Origin of the sequence: Saccharothrix violaceirubra (genome assembly GCF_014203755.1) — a bacterium.
GTDB classification, from domain to species: Bacteria; Actinomycetota; Actinomycetes; order Mycobacteriales; family Pseudonocardiaceae; genus Actinosynnema; species Actinosynnema violaceirubrum.
In genome coordinates, this window is the sequence record NZ_JACHJS010000001.1 from 1930936 (window position 1) to 1947823 (window position 16888).

The 16888-nt window shown below is 73.0% G+C and carries 14 protein-coding genes; all 14 read left to right on the top strand.

Translation table 11 applies throughout. The features are described 5' to 3' along the window. Window positions 1–70 precede the first annotated feature (70 nt). The 14 genes from pyrR (at window position 71) to ggt (ending at window position 16852) form a co-directional block, all read left to right on the top strand. On the top strand, window positions 71–643 hold the full coding sequence (gene pyrR / locus F4559_RS09680; RefSeq protein WP_184667715.1) for a bifunctional pyr operon transcriptional regulator/uracil phosphoribosyltransferase PyrR: 573 nt from the start codon (window positions 71–73) through the stop codon (window positions 641–643). Then, window positions 640–1572 (top strand): aspartate carbamoyltransferase catalytic subunit, encoded by a 933-nt coding sequence (locus F4559_RS09685; protein ID WP_184667718.1) that lies wholly within the window; start codon window positions 640–642, stop codon window positions 1570–1572. The genes pyrR and F4559_RS09685 overlap by 4 nt, the downstream gene beginning before the upstream one ends. After that, window positions 1569–2852, top strand: coding sequence for a dihydroorotase (locus F4559_RS09690; protein WP_184667720.1), 1284 nt, complete (start codon window positions 1569–1571; stop codon window positions 2850–2852). The genes F4559_RS09685 and F4559_RS09690 overlap by 4 nt, the downstream gene beginning before the upstream one ends. After that, a complete protein-coding gene (locus tag F4559_RS09695) occupies window positions 2849–3340 on the top strand; it encodes a PH-like domain-containing protein (RefSeq protein ID WP_184667722.1) in 492 nt (163 codons plus the stop codon). Before F4559_RS09690 ends, F4559_RS09695 begins: the two co-directional genes overlap by 4 nt. Then, complete coding sequence (gene carA, locus F4559_RS09700) at window positions 3337–4449, top strand: glutamine-hydrolyzing carbamoyl-phosphate synthase small subunit (RefSeq protein WP_184667733.1); 1113 nt, start codon at window positions 3337–3339, stop codon at window positions 4447–4449. The genes F4559_RS09695 and carA overlap by 4 nt, the downstream gene beginning before the upstream one ends. 4 nt (window positions 4450–4453) lie before the next feature. Then, window positions 4454–7753, top strand: a complete 3300-nt coding sequence (gene carB, locus F4559_RS09705; protein WP_184667741.1) for a carbamoyl-phosphate synthase large subunit — start codon at window positions 4454–4456, stop codon at window positions 7751–7753. Then, the gene (gene pyrF / locus F4559_RS09710; RefSeq protein WP_184667743.1) at window positions 7750–8568 is read left to right on the top strand and encodes an orotidine-5'-phosphate decarboxylase; all 819 of its coding nucleotides are present in this window, start codon (window positions 7750–7752) and stop codon (window positions 8566–8568) included. The genes carB and pyrF overlap by 4 nt, the downstream gene beginning before the upstream one ends. A gap of 302 nt (window positions 8569–8870) precedes the next feature. After that, on the top strand, window positions 8871–9188 hold the full coding sequence (gene mihF, locus F4559_RS09715) for an integration host factor, actinobacterial type (RefSeq protein ID WP_184667744.1): 318 nt from the start codon (window positions 8871–8873) through the stop codon (window positions 9186–9188). Next, window positions 9185–9787: a guanylate kinase gene (gmk, locus tag F4559_RS09720; protein ID WP_184667745.1), complete on the top strand. Its 603-nt coding sequence runs from the start codon at window positions 9185–9187 to the stop codon at window positions 9785–9787. The genes mihF and gmk overlap by 4 nt, the downstream gene beginning before the upstream one ends. 62 nt (window positions 9788–9849) lie before the next feature. After that, on the top strand, window positions 9850–10128 hold the full coding sequence (gene rpoZ, locus F4559_RS09725; RefSeq protein WP_184667746.1) for a DNA-directed RNA polymerase subunit omega: 279 nt from the start codon (window positions 9850–9852) through the stop codon (window positions 10126–10128). Beyond that, window positions 10125–11351, top strand: coding sequence for a bifunctional phosphopantothenoylcysteine decarboxylase/phosphopantothenate--cysteine ligase CoaBC (gene coaBC / locus F4559_RS09730; RefSeq protein ID WP_312865549.1), 1227 nt, complete (start codon window positions 10125–10127; stop codon window positions 11349–11351). Before rpoZ ends, coaBC begins: the two co-directional genes overlap by 4 nt. Window positions 11352–11437: 86 nt before the next feature. Then, window positions 11438–12640 (top strand): methionine adenosyltransferase, encoded by a 1203-nt coding sequence (gene metK / locus F4559_RS09735; RefSeq protein ID WP_184667747.1) that lies wholly within the window; start codon window positions 11438–11440, stop codon window positions 12638–12640. A 389-nt stretch (window positions 12641–13029) separates the two neighbouring features. Beyond that, window positions 13030–15006 (top strand): primosomal protein N', encoded by a 1977-nt coding sequence (locus F4559_RS09740; RefSeq protein WP_184667748.1) that lies wholly within the window; start codon window positions 13030–13032, stop codon window positions 15004–15006. A 73-nt stretch (window positions 15007–15079) separates the two neighbouring features. Further along, entirely contained in the window at window positions 15080–16852 is a 1773-nt protein-coding gene (ggt, locus tag F4559_RS09745) for a gamma-glutamyltransferase (RefSeq protein ID WP_184667749.1), read from the top strand. The last annotated feature ends 36 nt before the right edge of the window (window positions 16853–16888 follow it).

A 16888-nucleotide genomic window follows, 5' to 3' on the forward strand; every position in this document is an offset into this window, starting at 1 on the left:
GCCCGGTCTCAACCGGGTGTCCGACGTCCTTTAAGGACCCGTCCGGCGAGGCGGGGAAGGAGGTCCAGCCGTGGCGCCACGTCAACGTGGTGCGACGGACCCGGCCGGAGAGCGCGAGCTCCTCTCGGCTGGCGACGTCGCGCGCACCGTCGCCCGAATGGCCCATCAGATCATCGAGAAGACCGCTCTTGATGCACCGAGCGCACCCGAAGTAGTCCTGATGGGGATTCCGAGCCGGGGAGCGCCGCTGGCGGTCCGTCTCGGTGGGCTCATCGGCGAGTTCAGCGGCCGTGAGGTCCCGGTCGGCACTCTCGACATCACGCTCTACCGCGACGACCTGCGCCGAGGCCCCACGCGGCCGCTGGCGGCCACGAAGGTGCCCGACGGCGGCATCGACGACCGGCTCGTGGTGCTCGTCGACGACGTCCTGTTCTCCGGCCGCACGATCCGCGCCGCTCTCGACGCGCTGCGCGACCTCGGCCGTCCCCGTGCGGTGCAGCTCGCGGTCCTGGTCGACCGCGGCCACCGCGAACTGCCCATCCGTGCGGACTACGTGGGCAAGAACGTCCCGACCGCCCGGTCCGAGGAGGTCCACGTGCTGCTGCGCGAGTTCGACGACCGCGACGGGGTGGTCCTGCGGTGAAGCACCTGCTCACCACCGAGGGGATCGACCCCGCCCAGGCCACCGCGATCCTGGACACCGCCGCCACCCTCAAGCGCTCGCTCGAGGGCCGTGAGGTGCGCAAACTGCCCACGCTGCGGGGCCGGACCGTGATCACGATGTTCTACGAGAACTCGACGCGGACCCGGGTCAGCTTCGAGATCGCGGGCAAGTGGATGAGCGCGGACGTGGTGAACGTCTCGTCGTCGGGTTCCAGCGTGTCCAAGGGCGAGTCGCTGCGCGACACGGCGCTCACCCTGGCCGCCGCCGGCGCCGACTGCGTGATCGTCCGCCACCCGGCCTCGGGCGCCGCGCACCGGCTCGCCGGGTGGCTGCGCGAGGCGGGGACGTCCGTGGTCAACGCGGGCGACGGCATGCACGAGCACCCCACCCAGGCCCTGCTCGACGCGGCCACCCTGCGGGAACGCCTCGGCGAGCTGAGGGACCGGCGGATCGCGATCGTCGGCGACGTGCTGCACAGCCGGGTCGCCCGGTCGAACGTGCACCTGCTGACCGCGCTCGGCGCCGACGTGACGCTCGTCGCACCGCCGACGCTGCTGCCCACGGGCGTCGAGACCTGGCGCGTCTCCGTCTCGCACGAGCTGGACTCGATCCTGCCCGGGCAGGATGCCGTGATGCTGCTGCGCGTCCAGGCCGAACGAATGCATGGGGGCTTCTTCCCGTCCGCACGGGAGTACTCGATCGCGTACGGCCTGAACGAGAACCGCCTGCGGCTGCTGCCGGAGCACGCCGTCGTGCTGCACCCCGGTCCGATGCTGCGCGGCATGGAGATCGCGAGCGCGGTCGCCGACTCGCCCCGCGCCGCGATCACCGACCAGGTGCGCAACGGTGTGCACGTGCGCATGGCCGTGCTCTACCACCTGCTGGCCCACGAGGAGGAGACCGCGTGACCACCCTGGTCCTCAAGGGTGTCCGACCCTACGGCGAGGGTGACCCCGTCGACGTCCTGGTCCGCGACGGCGTGATCGCGGCGATCGGGACCGTCGACGGCGCGGACGCCGAGATCGTCGACGGCGCGGGCGCGATCCTGCTGCCCGGTTTCGTCGACCTGCACACCCACCTGCGCGAACCCGGCCGCGAGGACACGGAGACCATCGCCACGGGCTCGGCCGCCGCCGCGCTCGGCGGGTACACCGCCGTGTTCGCCATGGCCAACACCGACCCGGTCGCGGACAACGCGGTCGTCGTCGGGCACGTGGCCCGGCGCGGCCGCGAGGTCGGCCTGGTCGACGTGCACCCGGTCGGCGCGGTCACGGTCGGCCTGAAGGGCGAACGCCTCGCCGAGCTGGGCACGATGGCCCGCACCGGCGTGCGGGTGTTCTCCGACGACGGCCACTGCGTCCACGACCCGCTGATCATGCGCCGGGCGCTGGAGTACTCCAAGGCGCTGGGCGTGGTGATCGCGCAGCACGCCGAGGAGCCCCGGCTGACCGTCGGCGCGCAGGCGCACGAGGGCGAGCACGCGGCACGCCTGGGCCTGGCGGGCTGGCCCGCCGCCGCCGAGGAGTCGATCGTCGCCCGCGACTGCCTGCTCGCCCTGCACGCGGGCGCGAAGCTGCACGTGTGCCACGTGTCCACGGCCGGCACCGCCGACGTGCTCGCGTGGGCCAAGGCGCGCGGCACGACGGTGTCCGCCGAGGTCACCCCGCACCACCTGCTGCTGACCGACGAGCGCCTCGACAGCTACGACCCGGTCAACAAGGTCAACCCGCCGCTGCGCACGGCCGCCGACGTGGAGAAGCTCCGGCTGGCCCTGGCCGACGGCACGATCGACTGCGTCGCCACCGACCACGCGCCGCACGCCGTGCAGGACAAGGACTGCGAGTGGTCCGCCGCGCGGCCCGGCATGCTCGGTCTCCAGACCGCGCTGTCGATCGTCGTGGAGACCATGGTCGCCACCGGCCTGCTCGACTGGCGCGGCGTGGCCCGCGTGCTCAGCGAGCGGCCCGCCGCGATCGCCGGGCTGGCCGACCAGGGCCGGCCGATCGCCGTCGGCGAGCCCGCGAACCTCGCGCTGGTCGACCCGGACGCGCGGTGGACGGTTCGGGGCGCCGAACTCGCGAGCATCGCCGCGAACACCCCGTTCGAGGGCATGGAACTGCCCGCGCGGGTCGTCGCGACCGTGCTGCGCGGCAAGGTCACCGCCCGGGACGGGCAGGTCGCCGGATGAGCCGCGTGCTGCTGTCCCTGGCCGTGTTCGCGGTCTTCGCGTTGATCGTGTTCGGCATGTGGCGCGGCTGGAAGGCGCGGGCGCGGCGGCAGGCCGCGTTCCTGGCCGAGTTCCCCGCGCCACCCGCGTCGACCGGCACCACGATGCTGGAGACGACCGGCGTCTACGTCGGCACGACCCTCGGCGACGACTGGCAGGACCGGGTCGCGGTGGGCGACGTCGGCCACCGCGCCGAGGCCACGCTGCGGCTGACCGACACCGGCGTGCTGGTCGAGCGCACGGGCGCGAGCCCGCTGTGGATTCCCGTCGCCGACGTGGAGGGCGCCCGCACCGCACGGGGTCTGGCGGGCAAGGTGATGACGGCGGACGGCCTGCTGGTCGTGCGCTGGCGGCTCGGGGACCGGGTGCTCGACACCGGGTTCCGGGGCGACGACAAGGACGTGTACGAGCAGTGGGTGGACGCGCTGAACCCGGGAGGCACGGCATGACGAACGCGGCACTGGTGTTGGAGGACGGCCGCGTGTTCCGCGGCGACGCCTACGGCGCGATCGGCGCGAGCCTGGGCGAGGTCGTGTTCTCCACCGGCATGACCGGCTACCAGGAGACCCTGACCGACCCCTCCTACCACCGCCAGATCGTGGTGCAGACCGCGCCGCAGATCGGCAACACCGGCTGGAACGACGAGGACGACGAGTCGCGCCGCATCTGGGTGGCCGGCTACGTGGTCCGCGACCCCTCGCGGGTGCCGTCCAACTGGCGCTCGAAGCGGCCGCTCGACGACGAGCTGGTCGGCCAGGGCATCGTCGGCATCTCGGGCATCGACACCCGGATGCTCACCCGCCACCTGCGCGAACGCGGCGCCATGCGGGCCGGCGTGTTCTCCGGCGACGACCTGGGCAGCACCGAGGAGATGCTCGCCCGCGTGCTGGCCGGTCCGGAGATGACCGGCGCCGACCTCGCCGGCGACGTGACCACGCCCGAGTCCTACGTGGTCGAGGCGGTCGGCGAGCGCCGGTTCCGCGTCGCCGCGATCGACCTGGGCATCAAGTCCAACACCCCGCGCATGATGGCCGCGCGCGGCATCGAGGTGCACGTCCTGCCGGTCTCCGCGACCTTCGACGACATCGCCTCGATCGGCGTGGACGGCGTGTTCCTGTCCAACGGTCCGGGCGACCCCGCGACCCAGGCGCACGCGGTCGGGCTGACCCGCGACGTGCTCGACCGTCGCGTGCCGCTGTTCGGCATCTGCTTCGGCAACCAGATCCTCGGCCGCGCGTTGGGCCGGGACACCTACAAGATGCGCTACGGCCACCGGGGCATCAACATCCCGGTGATCGACGTGGCGACCGGCAAGGTGGCCATCACCGCGCAGAACCACGGGTTCGCGCTGGAGGGCGAGCCGGGCGAGGAGTTCGCCTCGGACTTCGGCCGCGTGCTGCTGAGCCACTACTGCCCCAACGACGGCACGGTCGAGGGCGTGCGCGCGCTCGACGTGCCCGCGTTCAGCGTGCAGTACCACCCGGAGGCGGCGGCCGGTCCGCACGACGCCGCCCCGCTGTTCGACGAGTTCGTGAACCTGATGGCCGAGGGGCGCTGACGACATGCCGAAGAGGACCGACCTCAAGCACGTGCTGGTGATCGGCTCCGGGCCGATCGTCATCGGACAGGCGTGCGAGTTCGACTACTCCGGCACGCAGGCGTGCCGGGTGCTGCGGGCCGAGGGCCTGCGCGTGTCGCTGGTCAACTCCAACCCCGCGACGATCATGACCGACCCGGAGTTCGCCGACGCCACCTACGTCGAGCCGATCACGCCGGAGTTCGTGGAGAAGGTCATCGCGGCCGAACGGCCCGACGCCATCCTCGCGACCCTGGGCGGCCAGACCGCCCTCAACACCGCCATCGCGCTGCACGAGCGCGGCGTGCTGGAGAAGTACGACGTCGAGCTGATCGGCGCCGACATCGACGCCATCCAGCGCGGCGAGGACCGGCAGATCTTCAAGGACCTGGTCCGCGAGATCGGCGGCGAGGTCCCGCGCAGCGCGGTCTGCAAGACCATGGCCGAGGTCCGCGCCACCGTGGACGAGCTGGGCCTGCCGGTCGTCATCCGCCCCTCGTTCACCATGGGCGGCCTCGGGTCGGGCATGGCGCACACCCACGAGGAGCTGGAGCGGCTGGCCGCCACCGGCCTCGCGGAGTCGCCGGTCACCGAGGTGCTCATCGAGGAGAGCGTGCTCGGCTGGAAGGAGTACGAGCTGGAGCTGATGCGCGACCGCAACGACAACGTCGTGGTCGTCTGCTCCATCGAGAACATCGACCCGATGGGCGTGCACACCGGCGACTCGGTCACGGTCGCGCCCGCGATGACCCTGACCGACCGCGAGTTCCAGCACATGCGCGACGTCGGCATCGCGGTCATCCGCGCGGTCGGCGTGGACACCGGCGGCTGCAACATCCAGTTCGCGTTCAACCCGGTCGACGGCCGCATGGTCGTCATCGAGATGAACCCGCGGGTGTCCCGCTCGTCGGCGCTGGCGTCCAAGGCCACCGGCTTCCCGATCGCCAAGATCGCGGCCAAGCTCGCCATCGGCTACGCGCTCGACGAGATCCAGAACGACATCACCGGCGAGACCCCGGCGTCCTTCGAGCCCACGCTCGACTACGTCGTGGTCAAGGTGCCCCGGTTCGCGTTCGAGAAGTTCCCCGGCGCCGACCGCACGCTCACCACGACCATGAAGTCCGTGGGCGAGGCCATGTCCATCGGCCGCAGCTTCGCCGAGGCGCTGGGCAAGGCGCTGCGCTCCATGGAGACCAAGGCCGGCGGCTTCTGGACCACGCCGGACCCGGACACCACGCTGGAGGCGACGCTCGCCGAACTGGGCGCGGGCCACGACGGGCGGCTCTACACCGTCGACCGCGCGTTGCGCCTGGGCGCGACGATCGAGCAGGTGCACGAGGCGTCCGGCATCGACCCGTGGTTCGTCGAGCAGATCGCCTGGCTGGTCGGGTTGCGCCGGGAGATCGAGTCCGCGCCCGTGCTCGACGAGCGCCTGCTGCGCAAGGCCAAGCGCGCCGGCCTGTCCGACCGGCAGCTCGCCGCCCTGCGCGGCGAACTCGCGGGCGAGGACGGCGTGCGCGCCCTGCGGCACCGGCTGGGCGTGCGGCCGGTGTACAAGACCGTGGACACCTGCGCCGCCGAGTTCGCCGCGCGCACCCCGTACCACTACAGCGCCTACGAGTCCGACCCCGACGCCGAGACCGAGGTCGTCGAGCAGCGCGACAAGCCCAAGGTGCTGATCCTGGGCTCCGGGCCCAACCGCATCGGCCAGGGCATCGAGTTCGACTATTCGTGCGTGCACGCGGCCATGGCGCTGCGCGAAGCCGGGTACGAGACCGTGATGGTCAACTGCAACCCGGAGACCGTCTCCACCGACTACGACACCTCCGACCGGCTCTACTTCGAGCCGCTGACGTTCGAGGACGTGCTGGAGGTCGTGCACTCCGAGCAGCGCTCGGGCACGGTCGCGGGCGTGATCGTGCAGCTGGGCGGCCAGACCCCGCTGGGCCTGGCCAAGCGGCTGGAGGACGCGGGCGTCCCGATCGTCGGCACGCCGCCGCGCGCGATCGACCTGGCCGAGGACCGCGGCGAGTTCGGCCGCGTGCTCACCGATGCCGGCCTGCCCGCGCCCAAGTTCGGCACGGCCACCTCGTTCGACCAGGCCAAGGCCATCGCCGACGAGATCGGCTACCCGGTGCTCGTGCGCCCGTCGTACGTGCTCGGCGGTCGCGGCATGGAGATCGTCTACGACGAGGAGACCCTGCGCGGCTACATCGCCCGCGCCACCGAGGTCAGCCCGGAGCACCCGGTGCTGGTCGACCGGTTCCTCGACGACGCGATCGAGATCGACGTCGACGCGCTGTACGACGGCGAGGAGGTCTTCGTCGGCGGCGTGATGGAGCACATCGAGGAGGCGGGCGTGCACTCGGGCGACTCCGCCTGCGCCCTGCCGCCCATCACCCTCGGCGAGACCGACATCGAGAACGTCCGCCGCTCCACCCTGGCCATCGCGCGGGGCATCGGCGTGCGCGGCCTGCTCAACGTCCAGTACGCGCTCAAGGACGACGTGCTGTACGTGCTGGAGGCCAACCCGCGCGCCTCGCGCACCGTGCCGTTCGTGTCCAAGGCGACCGCGGTCCCGCTGGCCAAGGCGGCGGCCCGGATCATGCTCGGCGCGACCGTGGCCGACCTGCGCGCCGAGGGCGTGCTGCCGGCCACCGGCGACGGCGCCAAGCTGCCACCGCACGCGCCCGTGGCGGTCAAGGAGGCCGTGCTGCCGTTCCACCGGTTCCGCACGCCGGAGGGCAAGGGCGTCGACTCGCTGCTGGGCCCGGAGATGAAGTCGACCGGCGAGGTCATGGGCATCGACGTGGCGTTCGGCACCGCGTTCGCCAAGTCCCAGACCGCCTCGTACGGCTCGCTGCCCACCTCGGGTCGGGTGTTCGTGTCCGTGGCCAACCGGGACAAGCGGGCCATGATCTTCCCGGTCAAGCGGCTGGCCGACCTGGGCTTCGAGGTGCTGGCGACCACGGGCACGGCCGAGGTGCTGCGGCGCAACGGCATCCCGTGCACGATCGTGCGCAAGCACTTCGAGGGCGAGAAGAACATCGTCGACGAGATCCTCGCGGGCAACGTCGACATGATCATCAACACGCCCTACGGCAACCACGGCCCGCGCGTGGACGGCTACGAGATCCGCACCGCGGCCGTGGCGCGGGACATCCCGTGCGTCACGACCATCCAGGGCGCGGCGGCGGCCGTGCACGGCATCGAGGCGGCCATCCGCGGCGACATCGGCGTGCGGCCCCTCCAGGCACTCCAGGCGGCCCTGCGGGAGCAGCGGTGAGGTTCGGGGCGCGGCTGCACCGCGCGATCGCCGAACGCGGCCCCCTGTGCGTCGGGATCGACCCGCACCCGGGTCTGCTCGACGCGTGGGGGCTGCCCCGCGACGTGTCCGGTCTGGAACGGTTCGCGCTGACCGCCGCGGAGGCGCTGGGCGACACCGTCGCGGTCGTGAAGCCGCAATCGGCCTTTTTCGAGGCGTACGGCTCGAAAGGCGTGGCCGTGTTGGAACGCGCAATCGCGGAATTGCGCGCGGCCGGTGCGCTCGTGCTGCTCGACGTCAAGCGCGGCGACATCGGCTCCACCATGGCCGCGTACGCGGCGGCGTACCTGACCGACGGCTCGCCCCTGGCGGCCGACGCCGTGACCGTGTCCCCCTACCTGGGGTTCGGGTCGCTGGCGCCGGCGGTCGAGGCGGCGACGGCGAGCGGGCGCGGCGTGTTCGCACTCGCCCTGACGTCGAATCCGGAGGGTGCGTCCGTGCAGCGTGCGACGGCTGCCGACGGCCGGTCGGTGGCGCAGGCCGTGGTCGACGAGGCGGCGGCGCTCAACGCGGGCGTCGAGCCGCTGGGCGACGTCGGCCTGGTGGTCGGCGCGACGCTGGCCGAACTCGGCGTCGACCTCTCCGACCTGCGCGGACCCGTCCTGGCGCCGGGGTTCGGCGCCCAGGGCGCGACCGTGGCGGACCTGCGCCGGCTGTTCGGCGCGGACCTGTCCGGGGTGCTGCCGACGACCTCACGGGACGTCCTCAAGCACGGGCCGGGGGCCGCAACATTGCGGTCCGCGGTGGCTCGGGTGCGGGACTCCCTCGACGTGTGATCGCGATCAAATCACGACGCGCTTCGGGTGGTCTTCCCACCTGCGTAAACAAGGACTGGTACGGTCCTGCCACCGGCAGGACCACCACCCGTGGGGCGCATACCACACGCGCTATGCGCATGGCTTTACCGGTGGCGGTGATGGGACTACCGGAGGGTGTTGGTACTACTACCACCCGCCGCTACCAAACGAGTGCTGGAAAAGTTTCACCTGACTGGGGGCCACGTTGTACCCAGGCAATTGCGCTCGGTACGGTCGCGGCACCGATCCAGAATGGAAATTCCCACACCACGGAGGAAATCGTGGCCCTTCCCCAGCTTACCGAGGAGCAGCGGGCCGCAGCGCTGGAGAAGGCTGCTGCCGCTCGTCGCGCTCGGGCTGAGCTCAAGGAGCGCCTCAAGCGTGGCGGCACGACCCTGAAGGACGTGCTGAAGGCCGCTGAGGACGACGAGGTCTTGGGCAAGATGAAGGTGTCCGCGCTGCTTGAGGCGCTTCCGGGCGTCGGTAAGGTGCGCGCGCAGCAGATCATGGAGCGGCTGGAGATCGCGCCGAGCCGCCGGCTGCGCGGCCTGGGTGAGCGGCAGCGCAAGGCGCTGCTCACCGAGTTCAGCGGCGAGTGAGTGACGGAACCGGGGCGGGGTCGGGCGCGGTGCGCGCCCGGCCTCGCCTCACCGTCCTCTCGGGCCCGTCCGGCGTCGGCAAGTCCAGCGTGCTGGCCGAGCTGCGCCGGATGGGCCCCGACATCCACTTCAGCGTCTCGGTGACCACCCGGAAACCGAGGCCCGGCGAGGTGGACGGGGTGCACTACCACTTCGTCGACCTGCCCGAATTCCACAAGATGGTGGCCAACGGCGAACTCCTGGAGCACGCCGAGTTCGCGGGCAACCACTACGGCACGCCGCGCGAGCCCGTCGAACGGGCACTGGCCGCCGGCACGCCGTCGCTGCTGGAGATCGAACTCCAGGGCGCGCGCCAGGTCCGGGCCGCGATGCCCGAGGCGCGGCTGGTCATGCTGGCCCCGCCGTCCTGGGGGGTCCTGGTCGACCGGTTGACCGGACGCGGCACCGAGGACCCCGCCGTGGTCGCCCGCCGGCTGGAGATCGCCCGCGAGGAACTGGCGGCCGAACCGGAGTTCGACGAGGTCGTGGTGAACGCCGACGTGCGTTCGGCCGCGACGGGCTTGCTAAACTTGGTGGTCGGCCCGGTGCCCGGCGCGTGAGCGGCGCGACCGAGCGGCACGGGACGACCTCGACCACACACGACCCGCAGGAGCGTTGACGAGTGACCACGCACATCGAGCCGACCTCGCAGGCGGGCTCGCCGGAGGGCATCACCAACCCGCCGATCGACGACCTGCTCCAGCAGGTCAGCTCGAAGTACGCGCTGGTGATCTACGCCGCCAAGCGGGCCCGTCAGATCAACGACTACTACGCCCAGCTCGGCGAGGGCCTGCTGGAGTACGTCGGCCCGCTGGTCGAGCCCGGCCCGCGCGAGAAGCCGCTGTCGATCGCGCTGCGGGAGATCCACGCGGGTCTCCTGGAGCACACCGAAGGCGAGTGACCCTGTCAGTCGAAGCCCCCGCGCGTCCCCGGATCGTCCTGGGTGTCGGCGGGGGCATCGCCGCGTACAAGGCGTGCGAGGTCCTGCGCCGGCTGACCGAGTCGGGGCACGCCGTGCGCGTCGTACCCACCGACGGGGCGCTGAAGTTCGTCGGCGCGGCCACGTTCGAGGCGCTGTCCGGGCAGCCCGTGCACGCCGACGTGTTCTCCGACGTGCCGTCCGTGCAGCACGTCAAGCTCGGCCAGGACGCCGACCTGGTCGTGGTCGCGCCCGCCACCGCGAACCTGCTCGCGAAGGCCGCGCACGGCCTGGCCGACGACCTGCTCACCAACACGCTGCTCACCGCGCGCTGCCCGGTGCTGCTGGTGCCGGCGATGCACACCGAGATGTGGGAGCACCCGGCCACCAGGGCGAACGTGGCGCTGCTGCGCTCGCGCGGCGTCGTGGTCGCCGAACCCGCCAGCGGTCGGCTGACCGGCAAGGACACCGGCAAGGGCCGGTTGCCCGACCCCGCCGAGATCGTGGAACTCGCCCGGTTGCTGCTGGCGCGCTCCGACGCGCTGCCGCGCGACCTCGAAGGCCGCCACGTCGCGATCTCCGCCGGCGGCACCCGCGAGGCCCTGGACCCGGTCCGCTACCTGGGCAACCGCTCGTCGGGCCGGCAGGGCTACGCGTTGGCCAGGGTCGCCGCGCAACGCGGCGCGCGGGTGACGCTCGTCGCCGCGCACACCGCCGACCTGGCCCCGCCCGCCGGCGTCGACCTGGTGCGCGTCGGCGACGCGCGGGAACTGCGCGAAGCCATGCAGGTCGCGGCGGAGACGGCCGATGTGGTGGTCATGGCCGCCGCCGTCGCCGACTTCCGCCCGGTCGCCCGGAACGAGCACAAGATCAAGAAGACCGATCGCGACCCCGACCCGGTCGTGCTCACGCGCAATCCCGACATCCTCGCCGGACTCGTCGCCGGCCGGCGTCCCGGTCAGGTGATCGTCGGCTTCGCCGCGGAGACCGGCGACGCGGAAACGGGCGTCCTGGACCACGGCCGGGCCAAGCTGGCGCGCAAGGGCTGCGACTGGCTGGTGGTCAACGCGGTCGGCGACGGGCAGGCGTTCGAGGTCGAGGACAACGCCGGTTGGCTGTTGTCCGTCGACGGTTCGGAAACGCCCATCCCGCACGGTTCCAAAGCGCATCTCGCGTCCGTACTGTGGGATGCCATCGCCCGATAGCGGGCACTTCGACGCCGTCGCGTCGCCCCAGATCAGTAAGCTCGTCCCCAGCATTCGCAGATCTCTGTCACTAGTTAGGGAGTGCCGTGAGCCAGCACAGCAGCAGGCTGTTCACCAGTGAGTCGGTGACCGAGGGGCATCCGGACAAGATCTGCGATGCGATCAGCGATTCCATCCTGGACGCCCTGCTGGCCAAGGACCCGCGCTCGCGCGTCGCCGTCGAGACGTTGATCACCACCGGCCAGGTGCACGTCGCCGGCGAGGTCACCACCGAGGCGTACGCGGACATCCCCACGATCGTGCGCGAGAAGATCCTCGAGATCGGCTACGACTCGTCGGCCAAGGGCTTCGACGGTCGCTCCTGCGGCGTCAACGTGGCGATCGGTTCGCAGTCGGCCGACATCGCGCAGGGCGTGGACACCGCCTACGAGCAGCGGGTCGACGGCGCCGCCGACGAGATCGACAAGCAGGGCGCCGGCGACCAGGGTCTGATGTTCGGCTACGCCTCCACCGACACGCCCGAGCTGATGCCGCTGCCGATCGCGCTGGCGCACCGGCTGTCACGGCGGCTGTCCGCCGTGCGCAAGGACGGCACCGTGCCCTACCTGCGGCCGGACGGCAAGACCCAGGTGACCATCGAGTACGCGGGCGACCAGCCCGTGCGCCTGGACACCGTGGTCGTGTCGTCGCAGCACGCCGACGGCATCGACCTGGAGAAGCTGCTCGGCGTCGACGTGCGCACGCACGTGGTCGAGCCGGAGCTGGCCGACCTCGCGATCGACACCTCGAACGTGCGGCTGCTGGTCAACCCGACCGGCCGGTTCGTCATCGGCGGCCCGATGGGCGACGCGGGCCTGACCGGCCGCAAGATCATCGTGGACACCTACGGCGGCATGGCCCGGCACGGCGGTGGCGCGTTCTCCGGCAAGGACCCGTCGAAGGTCGACCGCTCGGCCGCGTACGCCATGCGCTGGGTGGCCAAGAACGTGGTCGCCGCCGGTCTGGCCACGCGCGTCGAGGTGCAGGTCGCCTACGCCATCGGCAAGGCCGCGCCGGTGGGCCTGTTCGTCGAGACGTTCGGCACCGAGACCGTGGACCCGCAGAAGATCCAGCAGGCCATCACCGAGGTGTTCGACCTGCGCCCGGCCGCGATCATCCGCGACCTGGACCTGCTGCGGCCGATCTACGCGCCGACGGCCGCGTACGGCCACTTCGGCCGTACCGACGTCGCGCTGCCGTGGGAGAACACCGACCGGGCCGAGGTGCTGCGCACGGTCGCCGGCGCCTGAGACACCCGTGATCACCGCCGTCCGGTCCGCCGACCGGGCGGCGGTGATCCGCGTTCCGGGGACGACACGGCGGTCTTGACGGTGTCGTCGGCCGGTCGGGTCCGGACCGCGCACCGATCGGACGGCCGCCGTCGCGGAACCGGGGGAGCACCCGGCGCCCGCCGATCCCGTCGTCGCCTCGTGCCGGCGCCTTTCGTCGCCGCCCGGCGGATGTCGGGCGCACACCGGTCGCCGTCGACGGAGCGGGCGTCCGGGTCGCCACCCGGTGGAGGCGCGGACCGGTCGAGTCCGCTCCCGGCGGGAGTCCGTCGGCGGCGGCGCGCGTCGTCGTGTCGCCCGGTAGGGGTTCGGGGCCGGTCTTGTCGGGGGTGTCTGGTAGACCTCCGGGCATGGTGACGACCAGGCGTGGGGAACGCGTGCCCGCGACGAGCCTGCCCGTCGCCCGCATCTGCGTCGACGTGCCGCTCGCGCACCTCGACCGGCCCTTCGACTACCAGGTGTCGACCGAGCAGGACGCCGCCGCGGTCCCGGGCTGCCGGGTGCGGGTGCGGTTCGCCGGGCAGCTCGTCGACGGCTTCCTGCTGGACCGCGTCGCCTCGTCCGACTACGGGCGGAAGCTGACCTTCCTCGACCGGGTGCTCTCGCCCGAACCCGTGCTGGCGCCGGAGATCCTGGAGCTGGCCCGCGTGGTCGCCGACCGGTACGCCGGGTCGTTGACCGACGTGCTGCGGCTGGCCGTGCCGCCCCGGCACGCGCGCACGGAGGCGAAGGAGTCGGTGCCGGCGCCCGTGCCCGTGCCGCCCGCCGTCGACGGCTGGGCGCGGTACCCGTTCGGCCCCAACCTGCTGGACGCCCTGTCGTCGGGGCGGACCGCGCGCGCGGTGTGGCAGGCGCTGCCCTTCGAGGACTGGCCGGCGCGGTTGGCCGAGGCCGCGGTGACCGTGGCCGCCGGTGGGCGCGGTGCGTTGATCGTCGTGCCCGACCACCGCGACCTGGCCCGGCTGGAGGCGGCGTGCTCGGCGTTGGCCGAGGGCGCGGTGGCCCTGGCCGCGGACCTGGGACCGGCCGAGCGGTATCGGCGGTGGCTGGCCGTGCGGCGCGGCGCGGCGCGGATCGTGCTCGGGACGCGGGGCGCGGCGTTCGCGCCCGTCGCCGACCTGGGGCTCGTGGTGGTGTGGGACGACGGCGACGATCTCCACGTCGAACCCCGGATGCCCTACCCGAACGTGCGCGACGTCCTCGTCCAGCGCGCGCACCAGTCCGGCGCCTCGCTCGTGGTGGGCGGCTTCGCGCGCACGGCCGAGGCCCAGGTGCTCGTCGACAGCGGGTGGGCGCACGAGGTGGTGGCCGCGCGGGAGACGCTGCGGTCGGCCGCGCCCCGCGTGGTGGCCGTCGGCGACTCCGACTGGCAGGAGACCCGCGACCCGGCGGCCCGGTCCGCGCGGCTGCCGTCGATCGCCTTCGACGCGGCCCGGTTCGCGTTCTCCCACGACGCACCGGTCCTGGTGCAGGTGCCCCGGCGCGGGTACGTGCCGGCCCTGGCGTGCGGCCAGTGCCGGGCACCGGCCCGCTGTCGGCGGTGCGCGGGACCGTTGGCGTTGCCCGGCGGCACGGACGACGGCCGGCCCCGGCCCGCGCACTGCCGGTGGTGCGGTGCCACCGAGGCGGCGTTCCGGTGCGGTACCTGCGGGTCCCGCCGCCTGCGCGGGCAGGTCATCGGTGCCCGGCGGACCGCCGAGGAGTTGGGGCGGGCGTTCAGCGGCGTCCCGGTGCGGACCTCCGGCGGGGACGAGGTGCTGGCGTCCGTGCCGGGCGGTGCGGCGCTGGTCGTCGCCACGCCCGGAGCCGAACCGGTGGCGGCCGGCGGGTACGGCGCCGCCCTGCTGCTCGACGGGTGGGCGTTGCTGGGCCGGGCCGACCTCCGGGCGTCCGAGGAGGCGCTGCGCCGGTGGATGACGGCCGCGGCCCTGGTGCGCCCCGGTTCCGCCGACGGGCGGGTGGTGGTGATCGCGGATTCCGCGTTGGCGCCCGTCCAGGCCCTGGCGCGGTGGGACCCGGTGTGGCACGCGCGGCGGGAGTTGGCGGGGCGGGCCGAACTCGGGTTCCCGCCGGCCGTGCGCATGGCGACCGTGGACGGTGCGCCGGACGCCCTGGCGGCGGCGTTGGACGACCTGGTCCTGCCGCCCACCGGGGAGGTCCTCGGACCGGTGCCGCTGGGGGAGGACCGGGAGCGCGCCCTCGTGCGGGTGGCCCGGACGGAGGGGCGGGCGTTGGCCGCCGTGCTCGGGGACCTGCTGTCGGTGCGCAGCGCCCGCAAGGAACCCGAGGTCCTGCGCGTGAAGCTCGACCCGCTGGAGATCGTCTGACGTACGCCCGCAAGGGGGAACCATCTGCCGGGCGGCGGTTCTGTATTCCTCCCGACCGGAGTAGAAGGGGTGGATGCCTCGATCCAGAGTCGTCGGTGTCCTGGTGTCCGCTGTCCTGGTCGGATCGGTCCTGCCCGCCTCGGTCGCGCGGGCGGCCGAAGTGCCCCGCGTCCCCGAAGCCGTCGGGCGTGGGGGTGCGGTCGCGAGCATCGACCCCGACGCCTCGCAGATCGGTGTCGACGTGCTCCGGCGTGGGGGCAACGCGGTGGACGCCGCCGTGGCCGTCGCCGCCGCGCTGGGCGTCACCGACCCGTTCTCCGCCGGGATCGGCGGCGGCGGGTTCTTCGTGTATTACGACGCGCGCACCCATCGTGTGTCCACATTGGATGGGCGGGAGACCGCGCCCGCCTCCGCCGACGAGGCGTTGTTCCTCGAGAACGGCAAGGCCATCCCCTTCGCCGATGCGGTGACCAGCGGGTTGTCCGTGGGCGTCCCCGGCACGCCGCGCACCTGGCAGCGGGCGTTGAGCACCTGGGGCACGTGGTCGTTCGACCAGGTCCTGCGGCCCGCCGAGGACCTGGCCCGGCGGGGGTTCGTCGTCGACCCGACGTTCCGCCGGCAGGTCGACAACAACGCGGCCCGGTTCGCGGACTTCACCTCGACCCGCGACCTCTACCTGCCCGCGCCCGCGGTGGGCAGCACGTTCCGCAACCCCGACCTCGCCGACACCTACCGCGAACTGCGCCGGGGCGGCGTGTCCGCGCTGTACCGGGGCACGCTCGGCCGGGAACTGGTCGACACCGTCCGCACGCCGCCCGTCGTGCCGGGCACCGCGCGGGTCGTGCGGCCCGGCGACCTGACCACCGCCGACCTCGCCGCCTACGACGTGGTCCGCCGCGAGCCGACACGCACCCGGTGGCAGGGCTACGACGTGTACGGCGTCCCGGCGCCGTCCTCGGGCGGCACCACGGTGGGCGAGGCGCTGAACATCCTCGAAGCCGGCGTGCCCGACGGCGACGAGGCCTCCGGACCGTTCCTGCACCGGTACCTGGAGGCGAGCAGGCTTGCCTACGCCGACCGCAACCGGTGGGTGGGCGACCCGGCGTTCGTCGACGTGCCCACGAAGGAACTCGTGTCGCAGCGGTTCGCCGACAGCCGGGCCTGCCTGATCTCGCCGACCAGGGCGCTGCCCGGCGCGGTCGCGCCCGGCGACCCGCGTGCGCCCCGACCGTGCGCCGACTCCGGCGTGGCGGCGCAGACCCCGTACGAGGGCCGGGACACCACCCACCTGACCGTGGCCGACAAGTGGGGCAACGTCGTCGCGTACACGCTCACCCTGGAGCAGGAGGGCGGCAGCGGGATCGTCGTGCCCGGTCGCGGCTACCTGCTCAACAACGAGCTGACCGACTTCTCGTTCACCCCGGCGACGCCCGGCGTGCCCGACCCGAACCTGCCCGCCGCCGGCAAGCGGCCCCGGTCGTCGATCTCGCCGACCATCGTGCTGCGGGACGGGTCGCCGGTACTGGCACTGGGCTCCCCGGGCGGCGCGAGCATCATCACCAGCGTGCTCCAGGTCCTGCTGAACCGACTCGACCGGGGACTGTCCCTTGTGGACTCGGTGGGCGCACCCCGTGCCTCGCAACGCAACGGCGCCACCACGCAGGCCGAGGAGTCGTTCCTCGCCACGCCCGAGGCGAAGTGGCTCGAAGGGCTCGGCCACCGGTTCACGTCCACGGCCGAGATCGGGGCGGTGACGGCGGTCGAACCCGCGGGCGGCGGGCGCTGGCGGGCGGTCGCCGAACCGACCCGGCGCAGCGGTGGGGCGGCCCGGGTCGTGCGTCCGTGAGCCTGGGGGCGCCCGGATCGCCGGGCGCCCCCAGGA

What these genes read in the sequence shown, in the direction of transcription:
- ggt (WP_184667749.1), top strand. Translation starts at nt 15,080, where the DNA reads ATGCCTCGATCCAGAGTCGTCGGTGTCCTGGTGTCCGCTGTCCTGGTC.
- carB (WP_184667741.1), top strand. Translation starts at nt 4,454, where the DNA reads ATGCCGAAGAGGACCGACCTCAAGCACGTGCTGGTGATCGGCTCCGGG.
- carA (WP_184667733.1), top strand. Translation starts at nt 3,337, where the DNA reads ATGACGAACGCGGCACTGGTGTTGGAGGACGGCCGCGTGTTCCGCGGC.
- F4559_RS09695 (WP_184667722.1), top strand. Translation starts at nt 2,849, where the DNA reads ATGAGCCGCGTGCTGCTGTCCCTGGCCGTGTTCGCGGTCTTCGCGTTG.
- F4559_RS09740 (WP_184667748.1), top strand. Translation starts at nt 13,030, where the DNA reads ATGGTGACGACCAGGCGTGGGGAACGCGTGCCCGCGACGAGCCTGCCC.